We start from the raw sequence: 16940 nt of genomic DNA on the forward strand, positions 1-16940 counted from the left end.
TCCCACATTCTGATCTCCAATACTTCAGGTTTAGCGGCGTTTGCTGCCACCGAGTAATGATCCCATCAAGCCGCGTACCAGCTGTTTGCCCAGATTGTTGGCGGCCTGGCGCATGGCGGATTTCAGCGCCTGCCCTGCCGCCGTACCTAGAAACTCCCCAGCCCTGTCAGCCAGGCTCGGCTCTTCGGGCTCGGGTTTACCCGCCGGCACTTCAGCTTCTGGTGCCAATCCTTTGCGCCCCATTAGAATTTCATAAGCCGATTCACGATCAATCGGCTTGTCATAGCGCCCTTTGAACGGCGATCCGGCAATCAACACTGTGCGTTCGGTTTCGGTCAACGGCCCGATCCGCGATTGCGGCGGTGCGACCAGTACGCGCTGAACCATCTCCGGCGTACCTTTCTCGGTCAGTGTGCCGACCAACGCCTCGCCAATCCCCAACTCAGTCAACACCGACAAGCTGTCGAATGCCGGATTTGGTCGGAAACCGTCGGCTACCGCACGCAAGGATTTCTGTTCTTTGGCGGTAAACGCGCGCAAACCGTGCTGAATGCGCAGGCCAAGTTGCGCCAGCACGTCATCGGGCAAGTCCGCCGGCGATTGCGTAACGAAGTACACGCCAACGCCTTTGGAACGGATCAGGCGCACCACTTGCTCGAGCCGTTCCTGCAAAGCCTTGGGCGTATCGCCGAACAACAAATGCGCTTCATCAAAAAACAGCGCCAGCAGCGGTTTGTCCGCATCACCGCGCTCCGGCAACTGTTCGAACAGCTCAGCCAGCAGCCACAACAGGAACGTTGCGTAGACCTTCGGCGCCTCGTGCACCAGACGGCTGGCGTCGAGCAAGTGAATGCGGCCACGGCCATCGGCGGTCGGTTGCAGAATGTCTTCAAGTTGCAGTGCCGGTTCGCCGAACAAGGCTTCGGCGCCCTGCTGTTCGAGGATCGCCAGACGGCGCAACAGCGCCTGACTGGAGCCGGTGGTCATCAGCGCCGCGTCTTCACCCAAGAGTTGCGGATTGTCCTTGAGGTGATTGAGCAGCGCTTTCAGATCCTTCAGATCAAGCAGCAACAAACCTTCACGATCGGCGACCTTGAAGGCTGCGTAGAGCGCCGATTGCTGGCTGTCGGTCAACTCCAGCAGGCTGCCGATCAGCAGCGGGCCCATTTCACTCAACGTAGTGCGCAACGGATGACCGGACGCACCGTGAATATCCCACAAGGTCACCGGATACGCCTGCGGCTTGTGGTTTAGCCAAGGCATCCCGGCGATACGCTCGGCAACCTTGCCCTGCGGGCTGCCGGCAGCACCGAGGCCACACAGATCGCCCTTGATGTCAGCGGCGAACACCGCCACGCCAGCATCGCTGAACGCCTCGGCCAAACGCTGCAAGGTCACGGTCTTACCGGTACCGGTGGCGCCGGCGACCAGCCCGTGGCGGTTCGCCAGGCGCATGGCCTGAGCGATCTGTTGGCCTGCGAGATCAGCGCCGATTACGAGTTGCGAGGAGTCAGGCATTTTGTCACCCAATGGTTAATCTTTGATTGCGCATGGCCGATAAAGAAGAGTGAGAGACCCGACCACAAGTCAGGCCGGACATTTCCCTAAGGAGAGACGGAAATATCAGCTTGTTTTCACCCTTGCCCATTTTGCGCGCATCTATAAAAGCACGCCCTGGACATTAAGACCTTAGCGGAACCCCAAGCCATGAACAAAAATCTGCGCTTCAGCCATAAAATTTTGCTTGCCGCCGCCCTCATCGTCATCGCCGCCTTCGCCTCGTTTACGCTGTACAACGACTGGTTGCAGCGCAACGCGATCCGCGATGACCTGAACAACTATCTCAACGAGATGGGCGAGGTCACCGCCGGCAATATCCAGACCTGGCTCACCGGTCGCATTCTGCTGATCGAGAACGCCGCCCAGAACATCGCCATCAACCCGGAACCGGCCAACGTCGCCAGCCTGCTGGAACAGAAAGCCCTGACCTCGACGTTCATGGCTTCCTACCTCGGCGATGCCACCGGGTACTTCACCATCCGCCCGGATGCGAAGATGCCGGACGGTTTCGATCCACGGGTGCGCCCTTGGTATAAAGGTGCAGAGAGCAGCAGCACCTCGACCCTGACCGAACCGTACATCGACGCTGCCACTGGCCAGTTGATCATTTCCATCGCCACCGCCTCGAAAAAGGCCGGCCAGAGCGTCGGCGTGGTCGGCGGTGACCTGAGCCTGCAATCGCTGGTCGACACCCTCGCCGCCCGTGACTTCGACGGCATGGGTTATGTGTTCCTGGTCAGCGCCGACGGCAAGATCCTCGTGCACCCGGACAAGGCATTGGTGATGAAATCACTCAAAGAAGCCTATCCGCAGGACACCCCGCGCATCAGCAGCGACTTCAGTGAAGTCACCGTCGATGGCAAGACCCGCATCGTCACCTTCGCGCCGATCAAAGGCCTGCCGTCGGTGAACTGGTACATCGGCCTGTCGGTGGACAAGGATCAGGCTTTTTCTATGCTCAGCCAGTTCCGCACCTCGGCAGTGATTGCCACGGTGATTGCGGTGGCGATCATCATTGCCCTGCTCGGCATGCTGATCCGCCTGCTGATCCAGCCGTTGCACGTGATGACCCGCGCCATGGAAGACATCGCTGACGGTGAAGGCGACCTGACCAAACGCCTGACTATCGTCAATAACGATGAATTCGGCGTACTCGGTACGGCATTCAACCGTTTCGTCGAGCGAATTCACGGCTCGATCCGCGAAGTGTCGTCGGCCACCGGCCAGGTCAACGAAGTCGCCCTGCGCGTGGTCGCTGCGTCGAACTCGTCGATGTACAACTCCGACCAGCAAGCTTCGCGCACCAGCAGTGTCGCTGCGGCGATCAACCAGCTCGGCGCCGCGGCGCAGGAAATCGCCCGCAACGCCGCCCAGGCTTCGAATCAGGCCAGCGACGCACGCGGTCTGGCCGAAGACGGTCAGCAAGTGGTGGATCGCAGCATCAAGGCGATGAATCAACTGTCGAGCATGCTCAGTGCGTCGAGCAGCAACATCGAGTCGCTGAACAGCAAAACCGTGAACATCGGCCAGATTCTCGAAGTAATCACCAGCATTTCCCAGCAAACCAACCTGCTGGCGCTCAACGCAGCCATTGAAGCGGCGCGTGCCGGTGAAGCCGGCCGTGGTTTTGCCGTGGTGGCGGATGAAGTGCGCAATCTGGCACACCGCACACAGGAATCGGCGCAACAGGTGCAGACCATGATCGAGGAGCTGCAAGTCGGCGCCCGTGAGTCCGTAAGCACAATGAGCGACAGCCAGCGCCACAGTCAGGACAGCGTCGAAATCGCCAACCTTGCCGGGGAGCGCTTGAACAGCGTGACGCAGCGCATTGGCGAGATCGACGGGATGAACCAGTCGGTAGCCACCGCGACCGAAGAGCAGACGGCGGTGGTGGAGTCGATCAACGTCGATATCACCGAGATCAACACGCTGAACCAGGAAGGCGTGGAGAACTTGCAGGCGACGTTGCGGGCGTGTTCGGATCTGGAGCAGCAGGCTTCGCGCCTGAAACAACTGGTTGGCAGCTTCCGCATTTAAGATCAAAAGCCTCCCCCTCACCCTAACCCTCTCCCTCTGCGAGAAAGTTAGGGTGAGGGGCTCTTCCGCTCTGAAGCTCTTCAGCTCTACCGCGCAATCCCGACCGAACATCTATTCTTGATAAAGGTCAACCTAGGGAGAACCACGCAGCGGAGGGATGATCACCGTGCATATCGCCGACATCACCATGTTCTACGCCCCGGCCAGCGGCGGCGTACGCACTTATCTGGATGCCAAACACCGCCGACTGGGCGTCAAGCCCGGTATTCGTCACAGCCTGCTGATTCCAGGCGCGCACTTTGGCGAGCACGACGGGATATACACGGTTCCCGCCCCCCCCCTGCCGTTCGGCAAAGGCTATCGCTTTCCCGTGCGCCTCGCGCCTTGGCGAAATGTCCTGCAGGGTTTGCAGCCCGATCTGATCGAAGTCGGCGACCCTTATCTGACCGCCTGGGCCGCCCTGGATGCGCGGCGGCAGCTGGATGTGCCAGTGATCGGCTTCTATCACTCTGATCTGCCCTTGCTGGTTGGCAATCGCATGGGCCACTGGGTCACACCGAATATCGAGGCCTACGTCACGCGGCTTTACGGCAACTTCGACCGCGTTTTGGCGCCCAGTCAGGTGATGGCTGACAAGCTCAGCGGACTCGGCGTGCGAAATGTCTTCGTGCAGCCACTGGGCGTGGACTTGCAAACCTTTCATCCAGACGCGGGTGATCTCGACCTGCGCGCAGAACTGGGCATCGCCGCGGACACGCGTCTGTTGATTTTCGCCGGGCGCGGTTCGAAAGAGAAAAACCTGCCGGTGCTGCTCAACTGCATGAAACGCCTTGGCCCGCGTTATCACTTGCTGTTGGTCGGCTCGTCTATGCCCGCCGCAGTGCCGGATAACGTCAGCGTGATCGATGAATTCTGCCCGCCCTGGCGAGTGGCGCAATTGATGGCCAGTGCAGACGCCTTGGTCCATGCTGGCGATCAGGAAACCTTTGGCCTGGTGATTCTTGAGGCCATGGCCTGCGGCATCCCGGTGGTCGCCGTGGCCGCTGGCGCGTTTACAGAAATCGTCAGCGAGTCTTGCGGCCTGCTCTGTGCGCCAAACAATCCGCAGGCGATGGCCAATGCCGTGCGCGAATTGTTCAGCCGTGGTTGTGTGAACCTCGGCCAACAGGCGCGCCAACATGTTGAGCAGCATTACGCTTGGGACACGGTGGTCGACAGTCTGCTCGGTCACTACCACGCCGTCCTCGGCCATACACTGCCGCGGGTGGCCAATGGCTGAAACCATGAATCAACCCGCCGTGTTGCTGGTGCTGCACGATGTGGCACCAGCGACATGGGCGGATTATCAACCGTTTGTCGCAGCGGTCGACGCATTGGGACAGGTGCCGATGACGTGGCTGGTGGTGCCGGATTTCCATCGCCGTAACGCCCTCGATGCTTATCCGGCGTTTCGCCGACTGCTCGACGAGCGCGTTACTCGGGGCGATGAACTGGCCCTGCACGGTTACTACCATGACGACCAGGAACCCGGCCCGACGACCCCGCGCGACTGGTTCATGCGCCGGGTCTACACCCATGAAGGCGAGTTCTATCGTTTGTCCCGCGAGTCCGCCTTGGCCCGTCTGCGCGCGGGCATCGACGTGTTTGAACGCCACGACTGGCCCCTGCACGGTTTCGTCGCCCCGGCCTGGCTGATGAGCAACGGCACCCGCCTGGCCCTGCGCGAGTTGCCGTTGAGCTACACCAGCGATCCGCAACATCTCTATCGCTTGCCGGACTTTACCGCCATCGATGCCCCGGGACTGGTCTGGAGTGCGCGCAGTGCCTGGCGCCGAGGCCTGTCAAAGTTTGTCTGCGAGCAGCGTGAACAGCGTTGGCGCCAGGCGCCGGTGATTCGTCTAGGCTTGCACCCGGTGGACATGCGCCACCGTTTCTCCCGTGATTACTGGTTGCAAACCCTAAAACGAATGCTGGCGGAAGGACGCGTACCGATGACTAAAATCGACTGGCTGGCGCAACAGCGCCAATTGGAGCGCGCCGCATGAGTCGCGGTTTTCTGCTGTTGATTGGCCTGCTCGCAGCCGTGTTGATCCCGGTGATGCTCGGCGGCGGCGACACCTGGGCACGCCTGCAAAGCTTTCCGTTGCAATGGCTGTTGGTGATGTTCGGCATGATCCTGTTGTGCTGGGGCATCAATACCTTGCGTTTACGCCTGTTGCTCGGTGATCAACGCGAGCGCGTCACGCCGCTGAAAAGTCTTGGCGTGGTCATGGCCGCCGAGTTCGCCTATTGCGCGACGCCCGGCGGCAGCGGCGGACCGCTGACGATCATGGCCCTGCTGGCGCGATCGGGCGTGCGCCCGGCGCGGGGCAGCGCCGTATTCGCCATGGATCAGTTGAGTGACCTGCTGTTCTTTCTCTGCGCCCTGAGCGGGATTCTGATTTATGCGCTGTTTCAGCACCTCAGCGATCGGCTGGAGTGGCTGCTGACGGTCAGCGCGGTGTCGTTATTTGGTGGCCTGCTCAGTTGCGTATTGCTCGCCCGTTATCACCGCGCGCTGATTCGTCTGAGCGGACGCTTATTGGCGAGAATCAACGTCAAGGCCAGCACCCGGCGCCGCTGGGCGCGCAAGTTGCTGCACTTTCTCGCCGCGTTCACCGATACCCTGAAGCTGCCCTGGCAGACGCTGGTCAAAGTCTTCGCCCTGACCTGCGTGCATTGGCTGCTGCGTTACAGCGTGTTGTATCTGGCATTGCGCGGCCTGGGCGCGGACTTGCAGTGGGCGTGGAGTTTTCTGGTGCAGATGCTCTCGCTCGGCGCCGGGCAATTCAGCCTGCTGCCGGGCGGTGCGGGGGCGGCGGAGCTGACGTCGGCAGCGTTGCTGGCGCCGATGGTGGGGAAATCCACCGCAGCAGCGGCGATTCTGATTTGGCGGGTAGTGACGTATTACTTCTATCTATTGGTCGGTGGCCCGGTGTTTCTGTTGATGCTGGGCCGGCCGCTGTTGAAGAAGCTGATGAATGTCAGACAGGCTTCTTGACGTCATCCTGTTGTTCTTCCTGGAGTTGTTCCCACAACTCGGCGGCTCCGGGAAACTCAGTGCCATCCTCCGGGCTCATGTCCTCGGGATCATATCGACTCAAACAGCCCTCGCCCAAAGTTGCCGGCGCTTGGGAAGTGGCTTTGTCCAGTGGATCACTCATGAAGGTTTCCTCGGGGCTTGAATGACAAAGGGTCTGAGCGATTGAACGCCCAGACCCTTGGTTTTTCAAGCCTGTGGGGATGAGATCAGAAAACCACGGTCTTGTTGCCGTGCACCAGCACGCGGTCTTCAAGGTGGTAGCGCAGGCCACGAGCCAGGACCATCTTCTCGACGTCACGGCCGAAACGCACCATGTCTTCGATGCTGTCACTGTGGCTGACACGCACCACGTCCTGCTCGATGATCGGACCGGCGTCCAGCTCTTCGGTCACGTAGTGACAGGTCGCGCCGATCAGCTTCACGCCACGCAGCGACGCTTGGTGATACGGCTTGGCGCCAACGAACGACGGCAGGAAACTGTGGTGAATGTTGATGACCTTGTGTGCGTATTCACGGCACATGTCCGGCGGCAGGATCTGCATGTAACGCGCCAGTACCACCACTTCGGCATCGTGCTGTTTGACCAGACGCGACACTTCGTCGAATGCCGGTTGCTTGTCCTGCGGATTGACCGGGACGTGGTAATAAGGAATGCCGTGCCACTCAACCATGCTGCGCAGGTCGTCGTGGTTGGAAATCACGCAGGAGATTTCGCAGTCCAGTTCATCGCTGTGCCAGCGGTGCAGCAAGTCCGCGAGGCAGTGCGATTCGCGGCTGGCCATCAGTACAACGCGCTTTTTCTGCTCGGTGTCGGTGATGCGCCAGTCCATCGAGAACTCTTCGGCGATCGGCGCAAACTTCTCGCGCAGCACTTCAATACCGAATGGCAGCGAGTCGGCACGAATTTCGTGACGCATGAAGAACCAGCCCACCTGGTTGTCCGAGTGATGGCTCGCTTCGGTGATCCAGCCGTTGTGGGCTGCCAGAAAATTACTGACTTTGGCAACAATGCCAACGCGGTCCGGGCAAGATATCACCAGCCGAAAAGTGCGCATGAGGGGAGAACTCCAGAACTTCGCAAAGGCCGCCATTCTAGCGGCTGCGCAGGAAAACTGCAGTATTGATCAGCACTGACCCGACCTGGGCCCGGCGCTACAGCGTATCAATGCAGTCGTGGTCAACCTGATGCGGATCCAGTGGCATCGTTTGATCAGACAACTGTGAATATCTGTGATGACTGGATCACACTATTTAACCGAATATTCAATAGCGGGCTATTTCTCGTAACTAATTTAAATAAAAACCCCGGTTAAATGTTTACTTGATGAAACAGCCTGACTATTATTGCGACACTGTCCCCTGCCATCCCGTACTCTACTAAGGTAGTAATCATGTCCTTGATCAACGAATATCGCGCCACCGAAGAAGCCATCAAAGAGCTGCAAGCCCGTTTGAAGAACCTGTCCCAAGACGACAAACTGCAAGCCGAGCTGGAATTCGAAGGCAAACTGCGCACCCTGATGGGCGAATACTCCAAATCCCTGCGTGACATCATCGCGCTGCTGGATCCGGAAGCAAAAACCAAGGCAGTACGCGGCGGCGCAGTAAAAACTACCGGCACCAAGCGTGCTCGCAAAGTTAAACAATACAAAAACCCGCACAACGGCGAAGTCATCGAAACCAAAGGTGGCAACCACAAAACTCTGAAAGAGTGGAAAGCCAAGTGGGGCGGTGACGTGGTTGAAGGCTGGGCTACCCTGCTGGGCTAAGCCGCGACGCCTTCGCAGAGCGATCCGCGAAAAACAAACGCCAGCGAATGCTGGCGTTTTTTTATGCCCGGGATTTAACCCCGGTCATGTTCGATTTCAAAGATTCAAACGTTTGCGCAATGCCTGGACATAATTCTGCCATTCATTGAGCACCTCACTCTGCATCGGCGTGGCATTAACCGACCATTGCTCGACCGCCTCGGTAAAAGATTTCAAGGTATTCGGTGCGCCGCACTCCGGCGTGGACAAACGCTGCTGACAAAATATTCTCCAGCGTGCTTGCTCTTCGAAATTCAACGTCTCCGGAAAGTTGCGTGCGCGATAACGAAAGAGTAATTCAGGCAAACGTTCGTCATCGAAAGGCCATTGCTCTTGCGCTAGTTGTGCCGGGTCAGCGCTTCTCACTTGCTCACATAGACGTCGGTCGCGGTCGCCGATAAATCCGTCGTACAACTGTTGTTCCGGATCCTCGCTCGGAATGAAATCTTCGCTGACATAAATCTCAGCAACTTTATCTTTCCAAACTTGTTGTGCGTCAGTTAGCCGCAGTGCTCGCTGTTGATACAGCGCCATGTCCAGCCCCAGACGTTGCTGATCCTGCGCGCGCAAAACCGCAAGCGGTGCCACCACTGGACAACGGTTGATGTGAATCAGCTTGAGCGGCACCGGTAACTCGCCTTCCAGCAAATCATCGCGACGGGTGTACAAACGCTGGCGCAGGGTTTGCGCATCCAGATCGAGCAAGCCCTGCGGGTCGAGGTGCAGGTCACAGACGATCAGGGCATTACGGTTTTTCGGGTGCCAGGCCAAAGGCAGGACCACACCGACATAACTGCGCGCCGCCGAGAAACGCCCGGAGACATGCACCAAGGGTTGCAACAGACGAATCTGATCCATGACCTTTTGCTTGCTGCGCAACTGGAACAGCCAGTCATACAGTTTCGGCTGTTTCTCGCGGATCAGCCGCGCCAGAGCGATGGTTGCGCGCACGTCAGACAACGCTTCGTGAGCGTGGCCGTGATCGATGTGGTTGGCGGCGGTCAGACGCTCAAGCTTGAGCGTCACCCGACCTTCGTCATCGGTAGGCCAGACCAGACCATCAGGACGCAGCGCATAAGCGGCTCGCACCACATCGATCAGATCCCAGCGACTGTTGCCGCCCTGCCACTCCCGGGCGTACGGGTCGAAGAAATTTCGATACAGGCTGTAACGGGTCATCTCGTCGTCGAAACGCAGCGTGTTGTAACCCGCGCCACAGGTGCCGGGGGCCGCCAGTTGGGCATGCACACGGGTCATGAAATCAGCCTCGCTCAAGCCTTTTTCGGCGAGCTGGCCCGGGGTAATGCCGGTAATCGCGCACGCCGCCGGGTGCGGCAGGATGTCTTCGCTGGGCTGGCAATAGAGGTTGACCGGCTCGTCGATTTCGTTGAGTGCATGGTCGGTGCGAATCCCGGCCACTTGCAGCGGGCGGTCGTTACGCGGATTGATGCCAGTGGTTTCGTAGTCGTACCAGAAAATTGAAGTCACGGGCGGTTCCTGAACTGAAGATCGGCAAAGTCTAGGCGCTCGACCGCGCTCGCGGCCAGCCTCGCGTCATTCAAACACTTCGCGCTTCACGATGTGCAATACATAGTTATGTCGTTTTCCCCCGAGAGGCTGCTAGCATCGACCTCACTTGCACCCCGAACAGGCGAACATCAGGTAGCCCATGCTCGAACCCACAGCACCGCCAAGGAAAGCACCGCTGGCCCCGCCGCTGGATACGCGGCATCAGGTCGAAACGCCGGAAGGCATCGATCTGCCGTTGCGTCCCGCCGGGTTGATGGTGCGTGCCGTGGCCTTCGCGATCGACCTGGCCATACGCGGCGTGATCATCGGCGTGCTGTTCATCGCCCTGGCCTTTCTCGGCAAGCTCGGCATGGGCCTCGGTTCGCTGCTGCTGTTTGCAATCAGTTGGTGGTACATGGTGCTGTTCGAAGTGCTGCGTCAGGGTCGCTCACCGGGTAAACAATGGATGAGGTTGCGCGTGGTGCACGACGACGGCACACCGATTGGCTGGTCGGCCTCGCTGCTGCGCAATCTGCTGCGTTTTGTCGATCTGCTGCCCTTCGGCTACTTCCTCGGCACCCTCAGTTGCCTGCAACACCCGACCTTCAAACGCCTCGGCGACATCGCTGCCGGCACATTGGTGGTCTACAGCGAACGCCCGCTGACGCGTCCGCAATTACCTGATGCCGAACCTCGCCGTTCACCCGTACTCCTGACACTCGCCGAACAGCGCGCCGTGCTGGGCTTTGCCGAGCGCCAAGGAGAATTATCGCCAGCACGGGTCAATGAACTGGCGGCCCTGCTCGCCCAACCACTGCACATATCCGCGCCCAAGGCTGTGGCGGAACTCAATGGCATCGCTCGCGGCTTGTTGGGTCCGACATGAAGCAGAGCCTTTTCGAAACGCGGCACAAGGCTGAGTGGGAGCGTTTTGCGCTGGCCCTCGAACGCCTTGAGCATGGCAAGGAGACCTCGCAAGTCGGCGGTTTCCCCAAGGCCTACCGGCGGCTTTGCCAACATCTGGCGCTGGCCCAGGCGCGCGGCTACAGCAGTTTCCTCATTGATTCGCTGCAACAACAAGTACTGCGCGGGCATCAACAGCTTTACCGTCACCGCAGTCGACTCGGCGCCAATGTGCTGAGTTTCATCCTCGCCGACTTCCCCCGCCTGGTCCGTGCCGAATGGCCCTTTGTACTGGTCGCCAGCCTGCTGTTCTTCGGCAGCCTGATCGGCGTCGGCGTATTGGTGTATGTGTTTCCCGAACTGGTCTATAACCTGATCCCTGCCGAGCAGGTGCGCGAGATGCAAGGCATGTACGACCCGATTGCCGGCCACCTCGGGCGCCCCGCCGAACGCGCGGCCAGCGAAGACTGGGTGATGTTCGGTTACTACGTGATGCACAACATCGGCATCGCCTTTCAGACTTTCGCCAGTGGCTTGTTGCTGGGCGTCGGCAGTGCGTTCTTTTTGTTCTACAACGGCATGGTCATCGGTGCGGTGGCCGGGCATCTGAGCGAGATCGGTTTCGGCCAGACCATCTGGTCATTCGTCATTGCCCACGGTGCCTTTGAACTGACCGCCATCGCCCTTGCCGGGGCCGCCGGACTGAAACTCGGCTGGGCCTTGATCGCGCCCGGGCGGCTGACCCGCAGCGAAGCGCTGAAACGGGCCGCACGTAAAAGCGTATTGCTGGTCTGCGGGGTGATGTTGTTCCTGTTGATTGCCGCGTTTATCGAAGCCTATTGGTCGTCGAAAACCAGCGTCACGCCACTGACCAAATATCTGGTCGGCGCCGGACTCTGGGCATTGGTCGCGGTCTATCTGTTGTTCGCCGGAAGGACCCGCCATGCGCCTGAGTGACGCCACCGTGGTGATCCGTCCGCGCACGACCTGGGAAGCCATGGACCTGGGCGTGCTGATGAGCCAGCAACATCGGCGTCTGCTGATGACCAGTTGGGCGATCGTCACCCTGCCGCTGTTCGCCTTGCTCAGTCTGTTGCTGTGGGATTCGCCGTCACTGGCCGTGTTCATTTTCTGGTGGCTGAAACCGGCGTATGAACGCCTGCCGCTGTACATCCTGTCGAAAGCACTGTTTGGCGAAACGCCGACACTCAAGCAAGCCCTGCGCGAATGGCCGCGTCTGCTCAAACCGCAACTGCTGGCCAGCCTGACCTGGCGCCGCCTGAGTTTCAGCCGCAGCTTTCTGCTGCCAGTGGTGCAACTCGAAGGCCTCGATGGCAGCGCCCGACAACAACGCCTGCACGCGTTGCTGCAACGCAACGCCGGCGCCGCGCAATGGCTGACCATTATCGGCGTGCATCTGGAAACCGCGCTGTGGATCGGCCTGATGGTGCTGTTCTACATGCTGCTGCCACAACAGATCGAAACGGATTGGAGCTGGCAGTCGCTGATACTCGCGGCGGATCAGGACTGGCGCTGGCTCGAACACCTGACCAATGCCTTCTACGCACTGGTGCTGGTGGTGTGGGAACCGGTCTATGTCGCCTGTGGCTTCAGCCTTTATCTGAACCGACGCACACAACTGGAAGCCTGGGATATCGAACTGGTGTTCCGCCGCTTGCGCCAGCGTCTCAACACCAGTGTGCTGGGGTTGCTGCTGGCGGTCTGTCTGGTGCTGCCCACTGTGCCGCCGGCCTGGGCGGCCGAACCGGATGACAGTCCGCAGGCACCGCGTTTGTTGCATCAGCCGCTGACCAGCCAGGCCTCACGGGACAGCATCAAGGCGCTGCTTGAACAGCCGCCCTTCAAGAACAAGGAAGTTGTCACCCGCTATCGCTTTGGCGATGACCCGGCGAAACCTGCCGAAGCGCAAACACCGGGTGAAGCGCCGCAGTGGCTGAAAACCCTGCTGGAGTGGCTCGACGGGCAACACTTCAATGTGCTGGCGAAGATCATTGAAGTGTTGCTGTGGGGGGCGGTCATTGCGGCGCTTGGCTGGCTGATCTGGCGTTATCGCGAGTTTTTCCAAGCCTTCGTCAACCGTCGCCCGAGACTGCCTGCCACGCCGAAACGCGCAGTGCCGCAACAAGCCTTCGGTCTGGACTTGAACCGCGACACCTTGCCTGACGACATTGCAGGCAGCGCCGAACACCTCTGGCAAAGCCAACCCCGTGCAGCGCTGGGCCTGCTGTATCGAGGGTTGCTCAGCCATCTGCTCCACGACTTCGATCTGAGCCTGAAACCCGCCGACACCGAACTTCAGGTGCTGGTGCACGTTGAACAATTGCAGCACCCTGAACTGCTCGCCTTCAGCCGCAGCCTGACCACCCATTGGCAGAACATGGCCTACGGGCATCGCGTCCCCGCAGCCCCTCTGAAACAGGAATTGTGCGATGGCTGGCGCGCCTTGTTCGGTTCCGGAGCCGCCCGTTGAATCGCCGGACACAGTGGTGGGTGGCTGCGTTGATCGGCCTGTTGATCGGGACGCTGAGCGTGTTCCTCTACCTCAAAGCCAAGCCTTATCAGGAAGAAGTCGATCACGGCCCTGCACCTGCCGCGCAAGCCAATCCGTATCTGGCCGCTGAGCTGTTTTTGCGCGAACGCGGCCTCAACGTCAGCCATGCAGAAAGCCTCGCAGTGCTCCCCGATATCGATCCGCGCCGCCACACGTTGCTGTTGTTCAACGACCGTTCGCGCATGACCCCGCGTCAGGTCGATCAGGTGTTGAACTGGACGCGAGCCGGCGGACGGCTGGTGTTCGTCGCAGAATCGCTGTGGGACGAGCAGACGAAACAGAGTAACGACCTGTTGCTCGATCGGGTGCAACTGCATCAATCCCTGAGCAAGGATCTGAAGGACTTGCCCGAGGACGTTGAGCCAGAACGCTTCCCGAAACTGACCAAACTCTATCTGGAAGATGAAGACGCACCGGCCTACGCCGGCTTCGACACCGACTTCCACCTCGACGACCCGAAGAACCTCGCGCAAGCCTGGGCCAACAGCGCCAAGGCCACGCACATGATGCAACTGCCCTACAGCCTCGGCACGATCACCGTGGTCACCGACGCCGAGTTGTGGAAAAACAAGACCATCAGCCAATACGACAACGCCTGGCTGCTCTGGTATTTGAACGCCGACACCGACGTCACGTTGATCTACAACACCGAGCACGATGGCCTGCTGACCTTGCTCTGGCGCTATTTCCCGCAAGCCATCGTTGCCCTGCTTGCGTTGATCAGCCTGTGGCTCTGGCACGTCGCTGTGCGCCACGGCCCGCTGCAATTACCCGCCCCGAGTGGACGCCGGCAATTGCAGGAACACCTGCGCGCCAGTGCCGATTTCCTCTTGCGCCACAACGGCCAGCAGGCACTGCTGCAAGCACTGCAACAGGATGTGCTGCGCCGCGCCCGTCACCGTCTCCCCGGCTTTGACCAATTGAACGTTGCCGAACAATGGCTGGCGTTGTCACGTCTGACCCGGCAACCCACCCGCGCCATCAGCCAGGCCCTGAGCCCGGTGTCGGATCGGCGCCTCTCCAGTGCCGATTTCTGCCGCCAGGTCGCCCACCTGCAAACCTTGAGGAACACGCTATGACTGAACAGATCGAGCCCGGCAGCGCCAGCCACGCCGCCCAGCAACGCCAGCGTGCCAGCCAGTTGGCGCAAGCGGTGCGCGGTGAATTGCAGAAAGCCCTGATCGGCCAGAACCAGGTGATCGATGACGTGCTGACGGCACTTATCGCCGGTGGCCATGTGCTGCTCGAAGGCGTGCCGGGGCTGGGCAAGACCCTGCTGGTGCGCGCATTGGCCCGTTGTTTCGGCGGTGAGTTTGCGCGGATTCAATTCACCCCGGACCTGATGCCCAGCGACGTCACCGGCCACGCTGTGTACGACCTGCAAACCGAACAGTTCAAGCTGCGCAAAGGCCCGCTGTTCACCAATCTGCTGCTGGCCGACGAGATCAACCGCGCCCCGGCGAAAACCCAGGCAGCCTTGCTCGAGGCGATGCAAGAGCGTCAGGTCACACTCGAAGGTCGCGCCCTGCCCATCGCGCAACCGTTCATGGTCCTGGCCACGCAAAACCCGATCGAACAGGAAGGCACTTATCCCCTGCCGGAAGCCGAACTTGACCGCTTCATGCTCAAGGTGCGCATGGACTACCCCGACGCCGATCAAGAGCTGAACATGGTGCGTCAGGTCTGCCGTTCGACCCGCGCCGACATGCTCGATGTGCAACCGCTGCGCACGGTGTTGCAAGCCAAGGATGTGCAAGCCCTGCAACGGATTGCCAGTGATTTGCCGCTGGACGATCAGGTTCTCGATTACGCCGTGCGCCTCGCACGCAGCACGCGCACCTGGCCGGGGCTGACTCTTGGTGCCGGGCCACGCGCCTCGATTGCCCTGGTGCGTTGCGCCCGTGCCCGCGCCTTGTTGCGGGGCGGCGAGTTCGTGATTCCCGACGACATCAAGGGCTGCGCGCTGGCCGTGCTGCGCCATCGCGTACGCATCGCCCCGGAGCTGGACATCGAAGGTCTGCAGGTCGATCAAGTCCTCCAGCAACTGCTCGACCAGATTCCGGCGCCGCGTCTGTGAAATTCGCGATGAGCCAAAAAGATCGCAGCCTTCGGCAGCTCCTACAGGGAGTAAAAGCATGAAACCGTCGAAACTGCTGTTGATCTGGCTGGCCTTGCTGCTGGTCATCGGCATTGTGCTGGGCACGTTGCGCGCACTGGAAATCGACACTCCGACGAGCCTGATATCGATCAACTGGGGCTTGCTGCTGGCGCTGCTGGCCCTGGCGGCGCTGGATGCGCTACGCCTGCAACGTCTGCCAACACCGCGCATCACTCGACAGATGCCCGGCAGTCTGGCACTCGGCCGTTGGGGTGAAGTGCGCCTGGAAATCGAACACGACTTCAGCGAGCCGATGCACATTGAACTGTTCGACCACCCGCCAGAAGGCCTGAGTTTCGAAAACCTGCCGCTGTCGATTGAATTGCAACCCGGTCAGCGCAGTGTGCTCGGCTATCGCCTGCGCCCGCTCAAACGGGGTTACTTCAGCTTCGCCCACTGCGAAATCAGCCTGCCCAGCCCCTTGGGATTATGGTCAGGCAAACGCCAGCTCAGCGTCAGCGACCAGACCCGTGTCTATCCCGACTTCGCCCGGCTCTATGGCGGTGAGCTGCTGGCAGTGAATAACTGGCTCAGCCAGCTCGGCGTACGTCAGCGGCAACGTCGCGGTCAGGGCCTTGAATTCCATCAACTGCGCGAGTTTCGAGAAGGCGACAGCCTGCGCCAGATCGACTGGAAAGCCACCGCGCGCCAACGCACACCGATTGCCCGTGAATATCAGGACGAGCGCGACCAGCAAATCATCTTCATGCTCGACTGCGGCCGACGCATGCGCAGCCAGGACGATGAACTGTCGCACTTCGACCACGCGCTCAATGCCTGTCTGCTGCTCAGTCATGTAGCTCTGCGTCAGGGCGATGCGGTGGGTTTGAGTACCTTTGCCTGCGAGCAGCCGCGCCATCTCGCGCCGGTAAAAGGCAGCGGCCAACTGAACGTGCTGCTGAACACGGTTTATGACCTCGACAGCACGCAACGCCCTGCTGATTATCAGGCCGCTGCCAATCAACTGCTGACGCGACAGAAACGGCGGGCACTGGTGGTGCTGGTGACCAACCTGCGCGATGAGGATGACGGTGAACTGCTGAGCGCGGTCAAACGGCTGAGCGCACAACATCGGGTGCTGGTGGCCAGTCTGCGTGAAGAGACGCTGGATACGTTACGCCAGACCCCGGTGCAAACCCTGCCCGAGGCGTTGGCCTACTGCGGCACGGTGAGTTACCTGAATGAGCGGGCAGAACTCCATGAGCGGTTGAGCGCTCATGGCGTTCCGGTGGTGGATGTCCGGCCCGCCGAGTTGGGAGCCGAACTGGTGACGCAGTATCTCAGTTGGAAACGCAGTGCCGCGCTTTGAAG

The 16940-nt window shown here is 60.2% G+C and carries 15 protein-coding genes and 1 pseudogene; 12 read left to right on the top strand and 4 right to left on the bottom strand.

Annotated elements, in window-relative coordinates:
* Positions 1 to 30 precede the first annotated feature (30 nt).
* On the bottom strand, positions 31 to 1518 hold the full coding sequence (locus tag M9827_RS24230; RefSeq protein ID WP_250607554.1) for a helicase HerA-like domain-containing protein: 1488 nt from the start codon (positions 1516 to 1518) through the stop codon (positions 31 to 33).
* 189 nt (positions 1519 to 1707) lie between these two features.
* Between M9827_RS24230 and M9827_RS28105 the strand changes: the two are divergent.
* The 5 genes and pseudogenes from M9827_RS28105 to gpgF form a co-directional block, all read left to right on the top strand.
* Positions 1708 to 2739, top strand: a pseudogene (locus tag M9827_RS28105) (HAMP domain-containing protein); the annotation flags it as partial.
* A gap of 93 nt (positions 2740 to 2832) precedes the next feature.
* Positions 2833 to 3597, top strand: a complete 765-nt coding sequence (locus M9827_RS28110) for a methyl-accepting chemotaxis protein (protein ID WP_371043227.1) — start codon at positions 2833 to 2835, stop codon at positions 3595 to 3597.
* 157 nt (positions 3598 to 3754) lie between these two features.
* Entirely contained in the window at positions 3755 to 4876 is a 1122-nt protein-coding gene (gene gpgS / locus M9827_RS24240) for an N-acetylglucosaminyl phosphatidylglycerol synthase (RefSeq protein ID WP_250607558.1), read from the top strand.
* Entirely contained in the window at positions 4869 to 5642 is a 774-nt protein-coding gene (gene gpgD, locus M9827_RS24245) for an N-acetylglucosaminyl phosphatidylglycerol deacetylase (RefSeq protein ID WP_250607559.1), read from the top strand. The genes gpgS and gpgD overlap by 8 nt, the downstream gene beginning before the upstream one ends.
* The gene (gpgF, locus tag M9827_RS24250; RefSeq protein WP_250607561.1) at positions 5639 to 6637 is read left to right on the top strand and encodes a glucosaminyl phosphatidylglycerol flippase; all 999 of its coding nucleotides are present in this window, start codon (positions 5639 to 5641) and stop codon (positions 6635 to 6637) included. The genes gpgD and gpgF overlap by 4 nt, the downstream gene beginning before the upstream one ends.
* Here the strand turns inward: gpgF and M9827_RS24255 are convergent.
* Positions 6621 to 6800: a hypothetical protein gene (locus tag M9827_RS24255; protein ID WP_250607563.1), complete on the bottom strand. Its 180-nt coding sequence runs from the start codon at positions 6798 to 6800 to the stop codon at positions 6621 to 6623. The genes gpgF and M9827_RS24255 overlap by 17 nt on opposite strands.
* 85 nt (positions 6801 to 6885) lie before the next feature.
* Positions 6886 to 7734 carry a formyltetrahydrofolate deformylase gene (gene purU, locus M9827_RS24260; RefSeq protein ID WP_007912774.1) on the bottom strand — a complete coding sequence of 283 codons (849 nt, stop codon included), beginning with the start codon at positions 7732 to 7734 and terminating at the stop codon, positions 6886 to 6888.
* Positions 7735 to 8070: 336 nt separating this feature from the next.
* On the opposite strand from purU, the gene mvaT reads away from it, so the two are divergent.
* A complete protein-coding gene (gene mvaT, locus M9827_RS24265) occupies positions 8071 to 8448 on the top strand; it encodes a histone-like nucleoid-structuring protein MvaT (RefSeq protein ID WP_007912775.1) in 378 nt (125 codons plus the stop codon).
* A gap of 96 nt (positions 8449 to 8544) precedes the next feature.
* Here the strand turns inward: mvaT and sbcB are convergent, their stop codons facing one another.
* Positions 8545 to 9975, bottom strand: coding sequence for an exodeoxyribonuclease I (sbcB, locus tag M9827_RS24270; RefSeq protein ID WP_250607565.1), 1431 nt, complete (start codon positions 9973 to 9975; stop codon positions 8545 to 8547).
* A gap of 181 nt (positions 9976 to 10156) precedes the next feature.
* Here sbcB and M9827_RS24275 point away from each other — a divergent pair, with 181 nt between their 5' ends.
* The 6 genes from M9827_RS24275 to M9827_RS24300 are packed head-to-tail and all read left to right on the top strand — an operon-like array spanning position 10157 to position 16938.
* Positions 10157 to 10882, top strand: a complete 726-nt coding sequence (locus tag M9827_RS24275; RefSeq protein ID WP_250607567.1) for an RDD family protein — start codon at positions 10157 to 10159, stop codon at positions 10880 to 10882.
* The gene (locus tag M9827_RS24280) at positions 10879 to 11856 is read left to right on the top strand and encodes a stage II sporulation protein M (protein WP_250607569.1); all 978 of its coding nucleotides are present in this window, start codon (positions 10879 to 10881) and stop codon (positions 11854 to 11856) included. Before M9827_RS24275 ends, M9827_RS24280 begins: the two co-directional genes overlap by 4 nt.
* Positions 11843 to 13390, top strand: a complete 1548-nt coding sequence (locus M9827_RS24285) for a DUF4129 domain-containing protein (RefSeq protein ID WP_250607571.1) — start codon at positions 11843 to 11845, stop codon at positions 13388 to 13390. Before M9827_RS24280 ends, M9827_RS24285 begins: the two co-directional genes overlap by 14 nt.
* Entirely contained in the window at positions 13387 to 14550 is a 1164-nt protein-coding gene (locus tag M9827_RS24290) for a DUF4350 domain-containing protein (protein WP_250607573.1), read from the top strand. Before M9827_RS24285 ends, M9827_RS24290 begins: the two co-directional genes overlap by 4 nt.
* Positions 14547 to 15548, top strand: a complete 1002-nt coding sequence (locus M9827_RS24295; protein WP_250607575.1) for an AAA family ATPase — start codon at positions 14547 to 14549, stop codon at positions 15546 to 15548. The genes M9827_RS24290 and M9827_RS24295 overlap by 4 nt, the downstream gene beginning before the upstream one ends.
* Before the next feature lie 58 nt (positions 15549 to 15606).
* A complete protein-coding gene (locus M9827_RS24300) occupies positions 15607 to 16938 on the top strand; it encodes a DUF58 domain-containing protein (protein ID WP_250607577.1) in 1332 nt (443 codons plus the stop codon).
* The last annotated feature ends 2 nt before the right edge of the window (positions 16939 to 16940 follow it).

The sequence above is a fragment of the Pseudomonas sp. AKS31 genome (genome assembly GCF_023634765.1).
GTDB lineage: Bacteria > Pseudomonadota > Gammaproteobacteria > Pseudomonadales > Pseudomonadaceae > Aquipseudomonas.